Consider the following 18403-nt stretch of genomic DNA (forward strand, 5'->3'; position numbering starts at 1 on the left):
CCCCGGCACCTGCAGCTCCGGCTCCGGCTCCGGCACCTGCAGAACCGGCACCTGCGCCGGCTCCAGCGCCAGCGCCGGCTCCAGCTCCGGCCAACTGACCGGCTCGATATCAAATACGAACGGCCCGCTGAAAAGCGGGCCGTTTTGTTTGGCGATATCGCTACGTTCGTCATCCTCAGGCTTGACCCGAGGATAACGAAGCGTTGTCGCTTTAGATGTGGATTGGCTTGAAGAACGTCGCCAGCGCCGCCTCCTTCACCGCTTCCGACATCGTCGGATGCGCGTGGCAGGTGCGGGCGAGATCCTCAGACGAGCCGCCGAATTCCATCAGCACCGCCGCCTCGTGGATCATCTCGCCTGCGCCGAAGCCGACAATATGCATGCCGAGCACGCGGTCGCTCGTCTTGTCGGCGAGGATCTTCACAAAACCGTCGGTGTGCAGCATGGCGCGCGCCCGGCCATTGGCGCTGAATGGGAATTTTCCGACCTTGTAGTCGATGCCGGCCTTCTTCAGCTCTTCCTCGGTCTTGCCGACCGAGGCGATTTCCGGGCTGGTGTAGACGACGCTCGGAATGACGTCATAGTTCACGTGGCCGGCCTGGCCGGCAATGGTTTCGGCCACCGCCACGCCCTCGTCCTCGGCCTTGTGCGCCAGCATCGGCCCGGCGATGACATCGCCGATGGCATAGATGCCCGGGACATTGGTCGTGAGATGGGCATCGGTCTTGACCCGGCCGCGCTCGTCGACCTCGACGCCGGCTTCCCCGAGCCCGAGACTGTCGGCATAGGCGCGGCGGCCGGTGGCGATCAGCACGGCATCGGCCTCGATCATCTCGGCGGCGCCGCCCTTGACCGGCTCGAAGGTGACGGTCGCACCCTTCTTGGCCTTGGCGACACCGGTGACCTTGGCGCCGAGCTTGAACTCGAAACCCTGCTTTGAAAGCAAGCGCTGGAACTGCTTGGAAACCTCGCCGTCCATGCCGCCCAGGATGGTGTCGAGGAATTCGACCACGGTGACCTTGGCGCCGAGCCGTGCCCACACCGAGCCGAGCTCGAGCCCGATGACACCGCCGCCGACCACCACCAGATGGCCGGGAACCTTATCAAGCGACAAAGCGCCGGTCGACGACACGATCACCTTCTCGTCGATGTCGACCTTGACGCCGGGAATGCCGGCGACATCCGAGCCGGTGGCGATGACGATGTTCCTGGTCTCGATCTCCTCGACCTTGCCGTCCTCAGCCGTCACCGACACCTTGCCGGCCGCGACCACCTTGCCAGTGCCGCGAAAGCTGTCGATCTTGTTCTTCTTGAACAGGAAGGCGACGCCGTTGACGTTCGACGACACCGTCGCATCCTTGTGCGCCATCATCTTCTTCAGGTTCAATTTCGGCGCCGATATCTCGACGCCGAGCGTGTCGAAGGAGTGACCGGCCTCGGCGAACATCTCGGAGGCATGGAGCAGCGCCTTGGAAGGGATGCAGCCGATGTTGAGGCAGGTACCGCCGAAGGTCGCGTTCTTCTCGACCACCGCCACCCTGAGCCCGAGCTGCGCCGCCTTGATGGCGCAGACATAGCCGCCCGGTCCCGATCCGATGATAACGACGTCATAAGCCATGATACTGTCCTTCTGTTTGAGCATGATGCCGTGTGACGCGGTTTTTGGATAACATCATGCTCGATCTGCTTGAGAGCGCTCAGCGGCCGCCGCTTACATTCAGGATCGCGCCTGTCGTATAGGACGCGGCGTCGGAGAGAAGATAGAGAACCGCGCCCGCGACTTCATCCACTGTACCGGCTCTTTTCATCGGCAGCAGGTCGCGGAACCGCTCCACCCTGTCCGGCTGCCCGCCGGAAGCGTGGATGTCCGTGTCGATGATGCCAGGGCGCACCGCATTGACGCGAATGCCTTCCAGCGCCACCTCGCGGGCGAGCCCGATGGTGAAGGTGTCGATGGCGCCCTTGGAGGCGGCATAATCGACGTACTCGCCCGGCGAGCCCAATGTCGCCGCGGCCGACGAGATGTTGACTATGGATCCGCCCGACCCGCCATGGCGGGTCGACATGCGCTTGACCGCCTCACGGGCGCAGAGGAACGAGCCGACGACATTGATGCGCATCATGCGCTCCAGCCGCGAAACATCCATCTCGTCGACGCGCGCCTTGACGTCGACGATGCCGGCATTGTTGACGAAAGCATCGAGCCGTCCATAGGCGCGGTCGACGGCCTCGAACATGGCCACGATATCGGCCTCGCTGCCGACATCGCCCTTGACCGCAAAAGCCTCGCCGCCGGCAGCCTCGATCTCCGCGACCAGTGCATCGGCGGCGTCCTGATTCGCAGCGTAGTTGACCGCGACCCTGTAGCCGGCCTTCGATCCAAACCGGCAGATCGCCGCGCCGATGCCGCGGCTGCCGCCGGTGACCAGCAGCACCTTTTGCGTCCCGCTCATTCCTGGCATCCCTTCAAGGCAAACACATCCCCCGGCACTTTCGAAAACCCGCTGCCGCCATAGGCACTGGATTGGCGCAACGCTGGCCCGAGATCCGGCAGTATCAGCGTCTTCGGCGCTTCGACACCTTCGGCCGGCAGCAGCCCGATGTTGCCCTTGTCATCCGCCGTGTAGATGACGCTATGCCAGGGCGTGCAGGCGGCAAGCTCCTCGCCGGTGACGTCGCCCTCGGGGCATTTGTACATCAGCGCGCCGTTCGGCCGCGACACGCCCTCGTTCCACATGACGATGCCGTTCAGCACCACATTGTTGTCGAGGATCATCCGGAACGTGTTGGTGACCGTCGCCGAGGTGCCGGTGGGCGTGAAATCGATTTCGCTGCCGCTCTGGGCGTCGCCATAGACAGCGAGCTCGATCGGACAGGCGGCATTTGCGGCAGAGTCGGTGAACAACACGGCCAGCATTCCGGCTGCACATCGGATAGTGGGCGATAGGACGCTTTGCATCAGCGCGACCTACTTGCTCTCGCGGCCATCGGCGTTTTCCAGCACGCCGAAATCGGTCAGCAGCAACAACGGCTCGCCTGCTGCGTCCAGTCCCCAGAATGACGGATAAAATCCATCACCCCAGCCGCTCCAGAACATCGCGATGTTGAGCGGGTTGCCGGCAACCGGATGATGCATGACGAACCTGTCCTGGTTGGGTGCGAATTCGGCGGCCAGCACGTCGTCATAGTAATTCTCGTCGGCCTTGAGCTTGTCCTGTTCGGCCGACATCAGCGCCATCGCCGTCTTGTCCATGAAAGAGCCAAGGCCGGCTTCGACCGGGTAGCCGAACATTTCGTCGTCCTTCAGGGTCGACACGTCCTGGTCTGGCAAGGTCGCCAGTTCCCAGCGGACCGGCGTGCCTGGGCGGAGCCGAAGGAACGCTGCTGCCACACGTCCCTGGGCCTCGAACAGAGAAACCGGATAACTTCCAGGTTTGACCTTGCGGCTCAATGCTGGCCAGTCATCGCCTGTGACCAGAGGATCGCAGGCCATAATCTCGCCCGTCGGCAATTCGAGTTGGCCGATCGGGGTGACCGTTATCTTCCGCTCCGCCAATTGCACGTCACTAAGGGCAAAGATGCCGAGGTTGCTGCTCACCTTTGCCGGATTCCATCCGGCGGCGATTGCCAGCGAAGGAACAGCAGTGGACAAGCCAAGCCAGAAAATACTGCGCCGAAAAGTCCGCTGCGCGCCGCCCGCGGCCCGGCCCAGTTTGAACCCGAACCGTTCCAGCCAGCCGCTCACGGGGCGGTTGGCCTTGCTCACAGATCGAGCACCAGCCGTTCCGGATCCTCCAGGCTTTCCTTGACGCGGACCAGGAAGGTCACCGCTTCCTTGCCGTCGACGATGCGGTGATCGTAGCTGAGCGCCAGGTACATCATCGGCCGGATCACGATCTGGCCGCCGACCACCACGGGCCGGTCCTGGATCTTGTGCATGCCGAGGATGCCCGACTGCGGCGCATTGAGGATCGGCGTCGACATCAGCGACCCGTAAACGCCGCCGTTCGAAATCGTGAACGTGCCGCCTTGCATGTCGGCGACCGACAGCTTGCCGTCGCGCGCGGCGATGCCCAGCCGGCCGATGTCCTTTTCGATCTCGGCGATTGACATCTGGTCAGCATTGCGCACGACCGGCACAACCAGGCCCTTTTCGGTGCCGACGGCGACGCCGATATGGGCATAGTTCTTGAAGATGATGTCGGTGGCGTCGATCTCGGCATTGACCGAGGGGATCTCCTTCAGCGCGTGTGTCACGGCCTTGGTGAAGAAGCCCATGAAGCCGAGCTTCACGCCGTGCTTCTTTTCGAACACATCCTTGTACCTGGTCCGCAGTGCCATCACCGCTGACATGTCGACCTCGTTGAAGGTGGTCAGCATGGCTGCGGTCGACTGCGCTTCCTTGAGGCGGCGCGCGATGGTCTGGCGCAGCTTGGTCATGCGCACGCGCTCCTCGCGCGAAGCGTCGTCGCCCGAGGACGGCGCGCGCACGGCAACCGGTGCAGGTGCCGCCTTCGGCGTCTCCGCCGGCTGCGACGGCGCACCCTTGGAGATGGCGTCGAGCACGTCGCCTTTCAGCACCTGGCCACGCTTTCCCGAACCGGAGATCTGGTCGACCGAGAGATTGCTTTCGGCGATCAGCTTGGCCGCGGCCGGTGCCGGCGGCATGGTGCGCGGTTCGACCGGGCCGGCATCGCCGGCGATCTTGGCGGTCTCGGCCGCGGCCTGCTTGCCGGTCGATGCCGCATCCGGCGACGAGGCCTGCGACACCGCCTGCGGCTTGGTCGCTGGTGCGGCGGCAGCGCCACCTGCCGAAATCGAACCGAGCAGCGCACCGACACCGACAGTCTCGCCTTCCTTGGCGGTGATTTCGCTTAAGGTTCCAGCGGCGGCGGCAGGCACCTCCACCGTCACCTTGTCGGTCTCGAGCTCGACCAGCGGCTCGTCGGCGACGATCGCGTCGCCGACCTTCTTGAACCATTTGCCGATAGTCGCTTCGGTGACGGATTCGCCGAGAGTGGGAACGCGGATTTCGGTAGCCATTGTGCCTGTCCGTTTTCTTTCGGTTCTGTTATTCGCCCAGATCTTCTCTATTCGCCGAGCGCGTCTTCGAGCAAGGCGGCGAGCTGAGCGAGATGCTTCGACATCAGTCCGGTCGCCGGCGAGGCGGCGGCCGGACGGCCGGTGTAGCGCACCCGCTGATGCTTGGCATCGATATGCGCCAGCACCCATTCCAGATAGGGGTCGATGAACGACCAGGCGCCCATGTTCTTGGGCTCCTCCTGGCACCACACCATCTCGGCATTGCGGAACCGCGACAGTTCGGTGATCAGCGCCTTGGCCGGGAACGGATAGAGCTGTTCGACGCGCAGCAGATAGATGTCGTTGATGCCGCGCTTCTCGCGCTCCTCATAGAGGTCGTAATAGACCTTGCCCGAACACAGCACGACGCGGCGGATCTTCGAATCCTTGGTGAGCTTGATCGCCTGGCCGGAAAGCAGCTGCGCATCGTCCCACAGCAATCGGTGGAACGAGCTTTCGCCCGAAATTTCCGGCAGCGTCGACACCGCCCGCTTATGGCGCAGCAGCGACTTCGGCGTCATCAGGATCAGCGGCTTGCGGAAGTCGCGCTTCAGCTGCCGGCGCAATATGTGGAAGTAGTTGGCCGGCGTCGTACAGTTGGCCACTTGCATGTTATCTTCGGCGCAAAGCTGCAGGAAGCGTTCGAGCCGGGCCGAAGAATGTTCCGGACCCTGGCCTTCATAGCCATGCGGCAACAGGCAGACGAGGCCCGACATTCTGAGCCACTTGCGTTCACCCGAAGAGATGAACTGGTCGAACACCACCTGGGCACCGTTGGCGAAATCGCCGAACTGCGCTTCCCACAAGGTCAGCGCCTTGGGCTCGGCGAGGCTGTAGCCATATTCGAAGCCCAGCACCGCCTCTTCCGACAGCATCGAGTTGATGACTTCGTAGCCGGCTTGAGCCGCCGACAGATTGTTGAGCGGGATGTAGCGGGTCTCGTCGCGCTGGTCGTAAAGGACCGAATGGCGCTGCGAGAAGGTGCCGCGTTCTGAATCCTGCCCCGACAGGCGGATCGGATTGCCGTCGAGCAGGATGGCGCCGAAGGCCAGCGCCTCGGCCGTCGACCAGTCGATGCCTTCGCCCGACTCGATCGCTTGGCGGCGGTTTTCGAGGAAGCGGATGATTGTCTTGTGCGCCTCGAAATCCTTCGGCACCTCGGTCAGCTTCTTGCCGATTTCCTTCAGTGTCTTGACCGGCACGGCGGTCTTGCCGCGCCTTTGTTCGTCCTGGTTGTCGGCCGTGCGCAGGCCAGACCAGGCGCCGTCGAGCCAATCGGCCTTGTTGGGCTTGTAGTGCTGGCCGACTTCCCACTCGGATTCCAGATGCGCCCGCCAGTCGGCCTTGAGCTGGTCGAGCTCGGCCTGGGTGAGGTGACCCTCGGCGATCAGCCGGTCGCCGTAGATCTGCACGGTCGTCTTGTGGGTGCGGATGTTGCGGTACATGATCGGCTGGGTGAAGGCCGGCTCGTCGCCCTCATTGTGGCCGAAGCGGCGGTAGCAGAACATGTCGACCACAACAGGCTTGTGGAACTTCATGCGGAATTCGATCGCCACCTTGGTGGCGTGCACCACGGCTTCCGGATCGTCGCCATTGACGTGGAAGATCGGCGCTTCGATCATCTTGGCGACGTCGGACGGATAGGGCGACGAGCGCGAGAAGCGCGGATTGGTGGTGAAGCCGATCTGGTTGTTGATGATGAAATGCAACGTGCCGGCGACGCGGTGGCCGCGCAGGCCGGACAGGCCGAGGATCTCGGCAATCACGCCCTGGCCGGCGAAGGCGGCGTCGCCATGCAGCAGTAGCGGCAGCACCTTGGCGCGCTCTTCCAGCGGCACGATCTCCTCGCGGCTGCGGCCGAACAGGTAATCCTGCTTGGCGCGCGCCTTGCCCATCACCACCGGATCGACAATTTCCAGATGCGAGGGATTGGCGGTCAAGGACAGGTGCACCTTGTTGCCGTCGAACTCGCGGTCCGACGAGGCGCCGAGATGGTACTTGACGTCGCCCGAGCCCTCGACCTCGTCGGGGGCGGCCGAGCCACCCTTGAACTCGTGGAAGATGGCGCGGTGCGGCTTGGCCATCACCTGCGAGAGCACGTTCAGCCGGCCGCGATGCGCCATGCCGAGCACGATTTCCTTCATGCCGAGCTGGCCGCCGCGCTTGACGATCTGCTCCAGGGCCGGGATCAGCGCTTCACTGCCATCGAGGCCGAAGCGCTTGGTGCCCTTGTACTTGACGTCGATGAACTGCTCGAAGCCTTCGGCCTCGACCAGCTTCTGCAGGATCGCCTTCTTGCCGGTGGCGGTGAAGGTGATCTCCTTGTCGGCGCCCTCGATACGTGCCTGGATCCAGGCCTTTTCCTCGGGATCGGAAATATGCATGAACTCGACGCCGAGCGTCGAGCAATAGGTGCGGGTCAGGATTTCCAGCATCTGCCGGATGCTGCCGAATTCGAGCCCGAGCACATTGTCGAGGAAGATCGGCCGGTCGTAATCGGCTTCGGTGAAGCCGTAATTTTCCGGCGACAGCTCGTTGTAGTCCTCGAGCGGCTTGGCGATGCCGAGCGGGTCGAGATTGGCATGCAGATGGCCGCGCATGCGGTAGGCGCGGATCATCATGATGGCGCGCACCGAATCGCGCGTCGCCTGGTGCACGTCGGCGTCGGACAGGACGACGCCGTTGGTGACCGCCTTGTCCTTGACTTTCTTTTCGATCGTCTTCTCGACGATACCCCAATTGCCGTCGAGCGCCGACACCAGTTCGCCATTGGCCTGCAGCGGCCAGGAGGGCTTGGCCCAGGAGGCGCCCTTGGCATTCCTGCGCACATCGCCGGCGTCGTCCTTCAGCCCGGCGAAGAACTCCTGCCATTCGGGGTTTACCGACTCCGGATCGTCCTCATAAGACGCATAAAGCGAGTCGATGTAATCGGCATTGCCGCCATAGAGGAAAGAGGTGAGTGAAAATTGGTCGTTGGCCTGATCTTGTCTTGCCATTTTTGTCCGCGGAGCCTGGCTCCGTCTCCTGTTTGGAGCGAGTAGGGAGTAGCGAATAGCGAGTAGGGATTCCCCAGTGGTCGCGCCGCTAGTCTGTCTTTCCTATTCGCTATTCACTACTCGCTACTCACTTTAACCCTTGATCGCCTCGACCAAGGTCGTGCCCAGCCTTGCCGGCGAAGGCGAAACTTTTATCCCGGCCGATTCCATCGCCGCGATCTTGTCTTCGGCGCCGCCCTTGCCGCCGGAGATGACCGCGCCCGCATGACCCATGGTGCGGCCGGCCGGCGCCGTGCGCCCGGCGATGAAGCCAGCCATCGGCTTTTTGCGGCCGCGCTTGGCTTCGTCCTTGAGGAACTGCGCGGCGTCTTCCTCGGCCGAACCGCCGATCTCGCCGATCATGATGATCGACTTGGTCTCGTCGTCGGCGAGGAACATCTCGAGCACGTCGATGAACTCGGTGCCCTTGACGGGGTCGCCGCCAATGCCGACGGCGGTGGTCTGGCCGAGGCCGACATTGGTGGTCTGGAACACGGCCTCATAGGTAAGTGTTCCCGAGCGCGAAACAACGCCGACCGAGCCCTTGCGGAAGATGTTTCCGGGCATGATGCCGATCTTGCATTCGTTGGGCGTGAGCACGCCCGGGCAGTTCGGCCCAATCAGGCGCGAGGTCGAGCGGTCGAGCCTGGCCTTGACCCTGATCATGTCCATCACCGGGATGCCTTCGGTGATGCAGATGATCAGCGGGATCTCGGCCTCGATCGCTTCGAGGATGGCTTCGGCGGCACCCGCCGGCGGCACATAGACGACCGAAGCGTTGGCACCGGTCTTTTCCTTGCCCTCGGCGACCGTGGCGAAGATCGGCAGGTTTTCACCCTTTGAGCCGGTCCACGTCTCGCCACCTTTCTTGGGGTGGATGCCGCCGACCATTTTCGTGCCGTGATAAGCCAGCGCCTGTTCGGTGTGAAACGTGCCGGTCTTGCCGGTCAGGCCCTGCACCAGCACCTTGGTGTTCTTGTCGACGAGAATGGACATGGGAGCCCTTTTCTAAAAACCGTTGATCGAGGAAAACATGGTCAGAGCCGCTTCAGGTCAGCGACCGTGAGGTCGCTCTTGGCATTGCCGGTGTTGAGCGTCGTCGCCGGCTCGAACATCAGCACGACCGGTTCCGCGGTGAGCGAACGCGGCCGGTGCTCGACACCGCGCGGTACGACGATGAAGTCGCCCTCGCCGAGCTCGACCGGACCGTCACGGAAATCGATGGCGATACGCCCGCGCAGCACGAGGAAGGCTTCATCCTCATGGTCATGCGCATGCCAGTCGAACATCTCGCCGAACTTGGCGACCTTCGCCTGGCTGTCGTTGACGTCGCCGGCGATATGCGGATCGAAAACCTTGGTGATGGTCCGATCCGCCGCCTCGACGAGGTTTATCTTGCGCGGAGGCATCCGCTCAGCCCTTTACCGCCGCCACGATCTTCTTGGCTGCATCGTCGAGATCGTCGGCCGACACGACGTTGAGGCCGCTGTCGTTGATGATCTTCTTGCCGAGCTCGGCATTGGTGCCTTCCAGGCGCACCACCAGCGGCACTTCCAGGCCGACTTCCTTGACCGCGGCAATGACGCCCTCGGCAATGATGTCGCACTTCATGATGCCGCCGAAGATGTTGATCAGGATGCCCTTGACCGCCGGATCCCGGGTGATGATCTTGAACGCCGCCGTGACTTTTTCCTTGGATGCGCCGCCACCGACATCGAGGAAGTTGGCGGGCTCGGCGCCATAGAGCTTGATGATGTCCATCGTCGCCATGGCGAGGCCGGCGCCGTTGACCATGCAGCCGATATTGCCGTCGAGCGCGACATAGGCGAGGTCGTATTTCGACGCCTCGATCTCCTTCTCGTCCTCTTCGGTGGTGTCGCGCAGTTCGAGCACGTCGGGGTGGCGGAACAGCGCGTTGTTGTCGAACGACACTTTCGCGTCGAGCACGCGCAGCCGGCCGTTCTTCATGACGATCAGCGGGTTGACCTCGAGCAGGCTCATATCCTTCTCGACGAAGGCCTTGTAGAGGATCGGGAACAGCGTATCACCGTCCTTGGCCGCATCGCCGTCGAGCTTGAGCGCGCCGTTGAGCGCCATCAGGTCGGTTGTTGTGACGCCTTTTTCCGGATCGATGGCGACGGTGATGATCTTTTCCGGCGTGTCATGGGCGACCGCCTCGATGTCCATGCCGCCTTCGGTCGAGACGACGAAGGCAATGCGGCCGACCGAACGGTCGACCAGGATCGACAGATAGAGCTCGCGTTCGATGTCGGCGCCGTCCTCGATGTAGAGACGGTTGACCTGTTTGCCGGCCGGGCCGGTCTGCTTGGTCACCAGCGTGTTGCCCAGCATCTCGTTGGCGTTGGCGACGACGTCGGCCACCGATTTCGCCAGCCGCACCCCGCCCTTGGCGTCCGGGCCGAGCTCGGTGAATTTGCCCTTGCCGCGGCCGCCGGCATGGATCTGGCTCTTCACCACATAAAGCGGGCCCGGCAGCGCCTTGGCGGCGGCTTCCGCTTCGCTCGCCTTGAACACCGGCACGCCTTCGGCCACGGGCGCGCCAAAGCTCTTCAGCAGCGCCTTGCCCTGATACTCATGGATGTTCATCTGGATGGTCTCCGGATCGACTGGGGGTTCACTTGCTGGAGATTCATTTGGAGGCGAGTTGCGGCGCGATCTTGACGCAGGCCTCGGTCAGGCCCTGCACCGTCGCCACAGAGGAGTCGAACATCTTCTGCTCGCTCTTGTTGAGCTCGATCTCGATAATACGCTCGACGCCGCCGGCGCCGATCACCACGGGAACGCCGACATAGGTGTTCTTGACGCCATACTGGCCGGAGAGATACGCCGCGCAGGGCAGCACGCGCTTCTTGTCCTTGAGATAGGCTTCAGCCATCGAGATCGCCGAAGCGGCCGGCGCGTAATAGGCCGAACCGGTCTTGAGCAGGCCGACGATCTCGGCGCCCCCGTCGCGGGTGCGCTGCACGATCTGGTCGAGCTTCCCCTTCGAGGTCCAGCCCATCTTGATGAGGTCGGGCAGCGGAATGCCCGATACCGTCGAATAGCGGATCATCGGCACCATGGAATCGCCGTGGCCGCCGAGCACGAAGGCGGTGACGTCCTCGACCGAGACCTTGAATTCCTCGGCCAGGAAATAGCGGAAGCGCGCGCTGTCGAGCACGCCGGCCATGCCGACGACATGGCTATTGGGCAGGCCCGAGAACTTCTGCAGCGCCCAGACCATGGCGTCGAGCGGGTTTGTGATGCAGATGACGAAGGCCTTCGGCGCATACTTCTTCAGCCCGGCGCCGACCTGTTCCATGACCTTGAGATTGATGCCCAAAAGGTCGTCGCGGCTCATGCCGGGCTTGCGCGGCACACCGGCGGTGACGATGCAGACATCGGCGCCTTCGATGCCGGCATACTCGTTGATGCCGGTGAGCCTGGAGTCGAAGCCATCGACCGGCGACGACTGCGCGATATCGAGCCCCTTGCCCTGCGGGATACCTTCGGCAATATCGAACAGCACCACGTCGCCGAGGTCCTTGAGGCCGATCATGTGAGCGAGCGTGCCGCCGATCATGCCAGAGCCGATAAGCGCTATCTTGTTGCGTGCCATGTGAGGATGTTTTCCCTTTGTCGGTTACGACGTCTCAAATCTCTGGTGACTTGATGGCGGCGTCGAAGAAGAGGCCGGAATGCTGCGGGGAACCGCGAATTTTCGCCGCACCCAATAGCCCCGGCACAGAAAAAATTCAAACGATTATTTTGGCGTCAGCATTTTCAATCGGTTAGATCATTTGGGATTTACGTAAACGTCAAAGTTTGTAAGCCGACTTGGGAAGAAGTAGCCGATGAAGATGGAGATCGTAAGGCCGGATGCGGGCGATGACGCCCTTGTGATGCGGGTAGCCGAGGTCGGCGGGACAGCGTCCCCCTCTGTCTTGCCGACGGGGGGCACGAAAGATCGCTACCAACGGATCTCTGGAAACTCAGGCCTGCGCCTGCTTTGCATCTAGCGCCGGCTTCCCTTTCTGCCGCTCCGCCCAATCCTCCAGCCAGTCGCGGCTTTGCATCTCGGTCAGCCGCGATGCGGTGCGCTCGAACTCGAAGACTTCGACGCCGCGCTTGGCTGCATAAAGCGCTTGCGGCGGCGCTTCGGCGCTCATCACCAGCCGCACATGATGGTCGTAGAGCGTGTCGATCAGAAGGATGAAGCGCTTGGCTTCGTTGCGCTTGCCTTCGCCGAGCACCGGGACGTGGTCGATGAAAATGGTTGAGAAGCGCCCGGCGATTGCCAGGAAATCGCGCGCGCCAAGCGGCTTCTCGCAGAGATCGGCGAAGGAGAACCGCGCCGCATCGCCCGCCGCACGCGGCACGATCACCTGCCGTCCTTTGAGGGCAATCGATGTCTCGGCGGTCGGCGCGCCCCGCGTCATGGCTTGCCAGGCCTCGTCGAGTAGCTGGTCCGCCGCCGCATCGGCCGGCGTGACATAGACCGGTGTCCGGGCGAGCTTTTCCAGCCGGTAGTCTTTGTCGGCATCGAGCGCCAGCACCTGTGTGTGCCGCTCCAGTATGCCGATAAAGGGCAGGAAAAGCTGGCGGTTCAGCCCGTCGCTGTAGAGGTTTTCCGGCGCCACATTCGAGGTGGCGACCAGCACCACGCCGCTGGCAAACAGCGCCGAAAACAACCTGGACAGGATCATCGCGTCGGCAATGTCGGTGACCGAGAACTCGTCGAAGCACAGCACCCAGGCTTGCTCGGCAAGGGCCTTGGCCACCGGCGGGATCGGATCGTCTTCCCTGACGTCGCCATTCTTGCGCGCCTGCCGGTGCTTCTGGATACGGTCCTGCACGTCGGCCATGAAGTCGTTGAAGTGGACGCGGCGCTTGCGCCGCACCGGCAGCAAGTCGAAGAACATGTCCATCAGCATGGTCTTGCCGCGACCGACGCCGCCATGGATGTAGAGGCCTTTGACGGCCTCATGGGTCTCGCGCTTGCGGGCGAACAGCCAGCCCAGCGCGCTCGACTTATGCGCCAGCCGCTTGGCCGAAATCTCATCGGTCAGCCGGTCAAGCGCCGCAACGATCCGTTCCTGCGCCGGATCGCGGTCGATCGTACCGGTTTCCACCAGATGGTCGTAGCGCTGCCTGACGGTCGCATGGGTCTGAAGGCCGTCACGCAGATGCATCGGTCACGTCGTTCTGGAGCAATTCCGGGAACCGGAATTGCGTAAAACAAAAACTATCTCGTAAGTGAAATCGGCTGGCCGTTGGAAGTCTGGCCGTCGAATTTCGAGCCGCCCGAGGAATAGAGCCGCGCCAGCGCACCGCCGCTCTCGTCATAGAGCGTCAGCTGTTTGCCGGCGACGTTCCACGACTTGATGCCGTCCATCGGCGCCGGGCAATGCAGCGGCCCGGCGCGGAAGCCGGCGCCGAATTTGGTCTGCGGTGTCGCCACCTTGCAGCTCTGGCCCGCAACGCTGGCGTTCCAGACACCGGCGACGCTGGCGGCGGTCACGTCGGAAGCGCCGGCCGGCGCCGAGCCGTCCGAAGGCAGCGCGGCGACCTGGGTGTTCGCCGGCGCGGTCGGGAATTGCGAAGGGTCGGTGGTGCCGGGCGATGCCGGCGGCGGCAGTTGGTTCGCCGTCACCTTGCCGGCGGGCGCGGCCTCCAGCGGTGCCGGCTGCTGGTCATCCATCGAGGAAAAACGTGAGGTCGAACAGCCACTCGCAACGAGGGCCGCCAGCGATACGGCCACCAGACCGGTTTTCGAAAAAGTCATTCCAACCTCCGTCGGATCCGGCTGGGGGGAAGCCGTCCGCACAATCTCACCCCCACCAAGATGGAGAAGGTGGCGAAATTTCAACCCGATATGGTTAAAATACAGTTTGCAGCAAGAATTGTTGCAAATTTATCGCAATCGCCACGGCTGACCGTTTGTCGCGCGTCGCTTGGGAATTCCGGTCAACACTTCGTCGGTGGACGCTTGCGCGAACCGCCTCAGCGCCTATGTCTGGAAAACGAAACCCTGCTGGAGCCGCAAATTGGCCGCGAGAAAGACTGTCGCCAATCGCTATTACAGCGGCCCGCCCAGCGACCATTTCGACGGCGCATTGTTCTTCAATCCCGACGGCCAGCCACCCGGCCGTTTCGCCGACCTGCTGAAATGGCAGTTGAATGGCCAGCGCTCGAAATGGCCGGCGAGCGATGCAAGCCCCTTTCCGCAGGCAAAGCCGGCGACAAGGGTCGAGGGCGCCGCGCTGGAAGTGACCATGATTGGTCATTCCACCTTGCTGGTCCAGACGGCAGGTCTGAACATTCTTACCGATCCGGTTTGGTCGCTGCGCGCGTCGCCGCTTTCCTTCGCCGGACCAAAACGCATCAATGCGCCAGGCATCGCCTTTGCCGACCTGCCGCCGATCGACCTCGTGCTGGTCAGCCACAACCATTACGACCATCTCGACCTCGCCACGTTGAAGCGGCTGAAGGCCGGCCACGACCCGCTGGTGCTCACTCCGCTCGGCAACGACGCCATCATCGAAGCCGCCGTGCCCGGCATGCGACTGTCGGCGCATGACTGGGGCGACAGGGTCGAGATCGGCAATGGCGCCGCCGTCCATGTAGAGCCGGTGCATCACTGGTCGGCGCGTGGCGCCCGCGACCGGCGCATGGCGCTGTGGGCCGGCTTCGTCGTCGAAACGCCTGACAGCAAGCTCTATTTCGCCGGCGACACCGGCTTTCACAATGGCATCAACTACCGGCGGATGGCCGAGAAACATGGCGGTTTCCGCTTCGCCATCCTGCCGATCGGCGCCTATGAACCGCGCTGGTTCATGGCGCCGCAGCACCAGAACCCCTGGGAAGCGGTGCAAGGCATGACGCTGTGCAATGCCGCCCATGCCGCCGGCTGTCATTGGGGAACTTTCCAGCTCACTGACGAGCCGATCGACGAGCCGGCGCGCAAATTGACCGAGGCGCTTGACGATCAAGGCATTCCACGGCAGCGCTTTCGCGCCTTGCGGCCGGGCGAGGTATGGAATGTACCGGAGCACATAGTGCCCTGATCCGCATCGGTTTCGACGGAACCCCAGCGCGGCAACAGCGTTTTCATGCGGTTGAAAAATCTGTCGGTTGCGAGGCATCGCCATGCTCAAATGGATCATCATCCTCCTGATCGTCGCCGCGGCGGCGAGCCTGCTCGGCATGCCGGCGCTGGCAGGTGCTGCCGCCACCGGCGCGCGCATCCTTATCGGCATCGTTCTGATCATCTTCCTGCTGGTGGTGCTGGGCATTTTCGCCGTCACGTAAGTCCGGCGCTTTCGCCGTGACCAAGCGGCTGCGCACTGGTAATTCCTGCCCGTTTCCGCCATATAGCGCCAAACGGACACGGAATTTTTCGGAGCAATGGCCAGCACTGCCCCTTTCGCCAAGATGAACGGCATCGGCAACGAGATCATCGTTGCCGATATGCGCGGCCGTGCCGATCGAGTGACGGCGGCGGCGGCGATTGCGCTGAACGCCGATGCCGCGACCAGCTTCGACCAGATCATGGCGATCCACGATGCCAGGACGCCGGGCACCGCTTTTTTCATCGACATATTGAACTCCGACGGAACCGGTGCGCAGGCCTGCGGCAATGGCATGCGCTGCGTCGTCCAGGCGCTCGCCGCCGAGACCGGCCAGAAGATCTTCACCTTCGAAACCGTGGCGGGCATCCTCAATGCGCGCGAACATGCCGACGGTTCGATCTCGGTCGATATGGGCACGCCGCGCTTCGGCTGGCAGGATATCCCGCTGGCCGAGGAATTCCGCGACACCCGCATGATCGAGCTGCAGATCGGCCCGATCGACGCGCCGGTGCTGCATTCACCCTCGGTCGTCTCGATGGGCAATCCGCACGCCATCTTTTGGGTCGACAATAACGTCTGGTCCTATGAGCTCGACCGCTTCGGCCCGCTGCTCGAGAACCACCCGATGTTCCCCGAGCGCGCCAACATAACCATCGCGCAGGTCACTTCGCCCGAAACAATGGTCATCCGCACCTGGGAACGCGGCGCCGGCCTGACCAAGGCCTGCGGCTCGGCCTCCTGTGCGGCCGTGGTGGCCGCGGCCCGTACCAACCGGACCGGCCGCAGCGTCGGTCTGTTGACGCCAGGCGGCGGTACGCTGCATGTCGAATGGCGCGACGATGACCATGTGGTGCTGACCGGCGCCGCCGAATGGGAATTTTCCGGCAGCTTCGACCCGTCGAACGGGACATGGGCCCGCGACACCGAAAGCGCGGCCTGATGTCCGCTCTGCCCAAGAGCCCGATGTCCCAGGGCATCGATGTCGTCACCTTCGGCTGTCGGCTCAACACCTATGAATCGCAGGTGATGCGGCGCGAGGCTGAAAGTGCCGGTCTGGGCGCGCTGGAAGGTGGCGCCGTGATCTTCAACACCTGCGCCGTGACAGGCGAAGCAGTGCGCCAGGCCAAGCAGGCGATCCGCAAGGCCCGCCGCGATAACCCGCGGGCGCGCATCATCGTCACCGGCTGCGCCGCGCAGACCGAGCCTGAAAAATTCGCCGCCATGGACGAGGTCGATCTCGTGCTTGGCAATGAGGAGAAGCTGAAGGCGCATTCCTATCGCGCGCTGCCGGATTTCGGCGTCAACGACACCGAGAAGGCGCGCGTCAACGATATCTTTTCGGTGCGTGAGACCGCAGGCCACATGGTCGACGCCATCGAGGGCCGGGCACGCGCTTTCGTCCAGGTGCAGAACGGCTGCGACCACCGCTGCACCTTTTGCATCATTCCCTACGGCCGCGGCAATTCGCGCTCGGTGCCGATGGGCGCCGTGGTCGAGCAGGTCAAGCGGCTCGCCGGCAACGGCTATGCCGAGATCGTTCTGACCGGCGTCGACATGACCAGTTTTGGGGCCGATCTGCCGGGCGCGCCGAAGCTTGGCAGGCTGGTGAAGACCATCCTCAGGCAGGTGCCCGATGTGAAGCGCCTGCGGCTGTCCTCTATCGATTCGGTCGAAGCTGACGACGATTTGCTCGATGCCATCGCCACCGAGCCCAGGCTGATGCCGCATTTGCATCTGTCGCTGCAATCGGGCGACGACATGATCCTGAAGCGGATGAAGCGAAGGCACCTACGCGATCAGTCGATCCGCTTCTGCGAGGATGTGCGCAAGCTGCGCCCCGGTATCGTCTTTGGCGCCGACATCATCGCCGGCTTCCCGACCGAGACCGACGAAATGTTCGAGAACTCGGAAAAAATTGTCGAGGAGTGTGGCCTGACCCATCTCCACGTCTTCCCCTTCAGCCCACGCGAAGGCACGCCCGCCGCGCGCATGCCGCAGCTCCGCCGCGAGGTCGTCAAGCAGCGCGCCGCCCGGCTGCGTGCCGCCGGTGAAGCTGCCTATTTCAGGCATCTGTCGTCGCTCACCGGAACGCGCCAGTCGATCCTGATCGAGCGCGACGGCCTTGGCCGCACCGAGGGTTTTACGCTTGCCGCACTCGGCACGGGCGCACCGGGTGAGATCGTCGGGGCTGAGATATCAGGCCACGATGGTAGCAGGCTGATCGCGGCGCCCCTTGCCGCCCGCGCCGCCTGAGAAACGCAAAGCATGGCTGGTTTTTTCAAGAAGATATTTTCGTTCGGCAAGAAAGAGGTTGTCGAGGAGCGGATCGACGAGACCGCCCCGCTGCCGCCGATCAAATGGGAAGCACTCGATACGCTGAAGCCGGCGGCCGAACAGGTCGTTCCGGAGTTCTTGAAGCGCGACGAGCCGCGGCCCGAGGCGGGAACGACGCCCGCGCCGGTAGTCGAGCCGGAGGTAATTCCTGCGCCGCAACCGGCGCCTGTCGAGGAACCGGCGCCCGAGCCGGAGCCAACCATCCCGCCAGTACCGGAGCCGGCTGTTCCCTCAGAGCCAGAACCTCTGCCGGAGGCCGAGCCGGCAGAAGAACCAGCGCCCGAGACGCCAGCCGAGCCGCCGGCTCCCGAGGAGATACCAACACCTCCCGCCGTTCCGGAACCCACGCCCGAACCGCAGCCGCAAGAAGTCCCTGCTCCGGCGCCGGCCGAGCCGGAGATCGTCCCGTCGCGGCCGGAAAAGCAGCCGGAGACGGCCCCGGTCGAAGTGCCGACGCCTGTCGAGGTTCCGGCAGAAACACCAGCGCCGATCGAGGTGCCGACACCGGCGCCGTCCCCTCTTCAGCCGTCTTCAGAGGCCGGCACCGCCCCTCATCCGCCTGCCGGCACCTTCTCCCCGTATAGAGACGGGGAGAAGGAG

16 protein-coding genes and 1 pseudogene are annotated in these 18403 nt (G+C 63.4%); 5 read left to right on the top strand and 12 right to left on the bottom strand.

The genetic code is table 11. The features are described from left to right. Nucleotides 1–211 precede the first annotated feature (211 nt). The 12 genes from lpdA to EOB59_RS13725 all read right to left on the bottom strand — a co-directional run bounded on the left by lpdA (nt 212) and on the right by EOB59_RS13725 (nt 13902). Nucleotides 212–1642, bottom strand: a complete 1431-nt coding sequence (lpdA, locus tag EOB59_RS13670) for a dihydrolipoyl dehydrogenase (protein ID WP_127808702.1) — start codon at nt 1640–1642, stop codon at nt 212–214. 55 nt (nt 1643–1697) lie between these two features. Then, the gene (locus EOB59_RS13675) at nt 1698–2453 is read right to left on the bottom strand and encodes an SDR family oxidoreductase (protein WP_127397752.1); all 756 of its coding nucleotides are present in this window, start codon (nt 2451–2453) and stop codon (nt 1698–1700) included. Beyond that, nucleotides 2450–2917, bottom strand: a complete 468-nt coding sequence (locus tag EOB59_RS13680; protein ID WP_245486619.1) for a hypothetical protein — start codon at nt 2915–2917, stop codon at nt 2450–2452. The genes EOB59_RS13675 and EOB59_RS13680 overlap by 4 nt, the downstream gene beginning before the upstream one ends. A 51-nt stretch (nt 2918–2968) precedes the next feature. Continuing rightward, nucleotides 2969–3667, bottom strand: a complete 699-nt coding sequence (locus tag EOB59_RS13685) for a DUF4241 domain-containing protein (RefSeq protein WP_164748784.1) — start codon at nt 3665–3667, stop codon at nt 2969–2971. 95 nt (nt 3668–3762) lie between these two features. Further along, nucleotides 3763–5043, bottom strand: a complete 1281-nt coding sequence (gene odhB, locus EOB59_RS13690; RefSeq protein ID WP_128288555.1) for a 2-oxoglutarate dehydrogenase complex dihydrolipoyllysine-residue succinyltransferase — start codon at nt 5041–5043, stop codon at nt 3763–3765. Between the two features lie 47 nt (nt 5044–5090). Continuing rightward, the gene (locus EOB59_RS13695) at nt 5091–8078 is read right to left on the bottom strand and encodes a 2-oxoglutarate dehydrogenase E1 component (RefSeq protein WP_128288556.1); all 2988 of its coding nucleotides are present in this window, start codon (nt 8076–8078) and stop codon (nt 5091–5093) included. Between the two features lie 132 nt (nt 8079–8210). Further along, a complete protein-coding gene (gene sucD / locus EOB59_RS13700) occupies nt 8211–9113 on the bottom strand; it encodes a succinate--CoA ligase subunit alpha (RefSeq protein ID WP_127397251.1) in 903 nt (300 codons plus the stop codon). Between the two features lie 41 nt (nt 9114–9154). Continuing rightward, complete coding sequence (locus tag EOB59_RS13705; RefSeq protein WP_127397252.1) at nt 9155–9526, bottom strand: cupin domain-containing protein; 372 nt, start codon at nt 9524–9526, stop codon at nt 9155–9157. 4 nt (nt 9527–9530) lie between these two features. After that, nucleotides 9531–10724 carry an ADP-forming succinate--CoA ligase subunit beta gene (gene sucC, locus EOB59_RS13710; RefSeq protein WP_128288557.1) on the bottom strand — a complete coding sequence of 398 codons (1194 nt, stop codon included), beginning with the start codon at nt 10722–10724 and terminating at the stop codon, nt 9531–9533. Nucleotides 10725–10767: 43 nt separating this feature from the next. Continuing rightward, complete coding sequence (gene mdh, locus EOB59_RS13715) at nt 10768–11736, bottom strand: malate dehydrogenase (RefSeq protein ID WP_127397343.1); 969 nt, start codon at nt 11734–11736, stop codon at nt 10768–10770. A gap of 373 nt (nt 11737–12109) precedes the next feature. Beyond that, nucleotides 12110–13309: a cell division protein ZapE gene (zapE, locus tag EOB59_RS13720; protein ID WP_127397342.1), complete on the bottom strand. Its 1200-nt coding sequence runs from the start codon at nt 13307–13309 to the stop codon at nt 12110–12112. A gap of 53 nt (nt 13310–13362) precedes the next feature. Further along, a complete protein-coding gene (locus EOB59_RS13725) occupies nt 13363–13902 on the bottom strand; it encodes a protease inhibitor Inh/omp19 family protein (protein ID WP_023811288.1) in 540 nt (179 codons plus the stop codon). 262 nt (nt 13903–14164) lie between these two features. On the opposite strand from EOB59_RS13725, the gene EOB59_RS13730 reads away from it, so the two are divergent. The 5 genes and pseudogenes from EOB59_RS13730 to EOB59_RS13750 all read left to right on the top strand — a co-directional run. After that, nucleotides 14165–15184, top strand: a complete 1020-nt coding sequence (locus tag EOB59_RS13730; RefSeq protein WP_128288558.1) for an MBL fold metallo-hydrolase — start codon at nt 14165–14167, stop codon at nt 15182–15184. An 82-nt stretch (nt 15185–15266) separates the two neighbouring features. Then, complete coding sequence (locus tag EOB59_RS13735) at nt 15267–15428, top strand: DUF1328 family protein (protein WP_013528842.1); 162 nt, start codon at nt 15267–15269, stop codon at nt 15426–15428. Between the two features lie 96 nt (nt 15429–15524). Beyond that, nucleotides 15525–16409, top strand: coding sequence for a diaminopimelate epimerase (gene dapF / locus EOB59_RS13740; protein ID WP_127808695.1), 885 nt, complete (start codon nt 15525–15527; stop codon nt 16407–16409). Next, a complete protein-coding gene (gene mtaB, locus EOB59_RS13745) occupies nt 16409–17722 on the top strand; it encodes a tRNA (N(6)-L-threonylcarbamoyladenosine(37)-C(2))-methylthiotransferase MtaB (protein WP_127808694.1) in 1314 nt (437 codons plus the stop codon). Before dapF ends, mtaB begins: the two co-directional genes overlap by 1 nt. A gap of 12 nt (nt 17723–17734) precedes the next feature. Next, a pseudogene (locus EOB59_RS13750) lies at nt 17735–18403 on the top strand (signal recognition particle-docking protein FtsY); the annotation flags it as partial.

The organism is Mesorhizobium sp. M7A.F.Ca.MR.176.00.0.0, from assembly GCF_004023165.1.
Taxonomy (GTDB): domain Bacteria; phylum Pseudomonadota; class Alphaproteobacteria; order Rhizobiales; family Rhizobiaceae; genus Mesorhizobium.

Excerpts from the sequence above, each read along its gene's own strand:
- lpdA (WP_127808702.1), bottom strand. The coding sequence starts at position 1,642 with ATGCTCAAACAGAAGGACAGTATCATGGCTTATGACGTCGTTATCATC.
- EOB59_RS13675 (WP_127397752.1), bottom strand. The coding sequence starts at position 2,453 with ATGAGCGGGACGCAAAAGGTGCTGCTGGTCACCGGCGGCAGCCGCGGC.
- EOB59_RS13680 (WP_245486619.1), bottom strand. The coding sequence starts at position 2,917 with ATGCTGGCCGTGTTGTTCACCGACTCTGCCGCAAATGCCGCCTGTCCG.
- odhB (WP_128288555.1), bottom strand. The coding sequence starts at position 5,043 with ATGGCTACCGAAATCCGCGTTCCCACTCTCGGCGAATCCGTCACCGAA.
- EOB59_RS13695 (WP_128288556.1), bottom strand. The coding sequence starts at position 8,078 with ATGGCAAGACAAGATCAGGCCAACGACCAATTTTCACTCACCTCTTTC.
- sucD (WP_127397251.1), bottom strand. The coding sequence starts at position 9,113 with ATGTCCATTCTCGTCGACAAGAACACCAAGGTGCTGGTGCAGGGCCTG.
- EOB59_RS13705 (WP_127397252.1), bottom strand. The coding sequence starts at position 9,526 with ATGCCTCCGCGCAAGATAAACCTCGTCGAGGCGGCGGATCGGACCATC.
- sucC (WP_128288557.1), bottom strand. The coding sequence starts at position 10,724 with ATGAACATCCATGAGTATCAGGGCAAGGCGCTGCTGAAGAGCTTTGGC.
- mdh (WP_127397343.1), bottom strand. The coding sequence starts at position 11,736 with ATGGCACGCAACAAGATAGCGCTTATCGGCTCTGGCATGATCGGCGGC.
- zapE (WP_127397342.1), bottom strand. The coding sequence starts at position 13,309 with ATGCATCTGCGTGACGGCCTTCAGACCCATGCGACCGTCAGGCAGCGC.
- EOB59_RS13725 (WP_023811288.1), bottom strand. The coding sequence starts at position 13,902 with ATGACTTTTTCGAAAACCGGTCTGGTGGCCGTATCGCTGGCGGCCCTC.
- EOB59_RS13735 (WP_013528842.1), top strand. The coding sequence starts at position 15,267 with ATGCTCAAATGGATCATCATCCTCCTGATCGTCGCCGCGGCGGCGAGC.
- dapF (WP_127808695.1), top strand. The coding sequence starts at position 15,525 with ATGGCCAGCACTGCCCCTTTCGCCAAGATGAACGGCATCGGCAACGAG.
- mtaB (WP_127808694.1), top strand. The coding sequence starts at position 16,409 with ATGTCCGCTCTGCCCAAGAGCCCGATGTCCCAGGGCATCGATGTCGTC.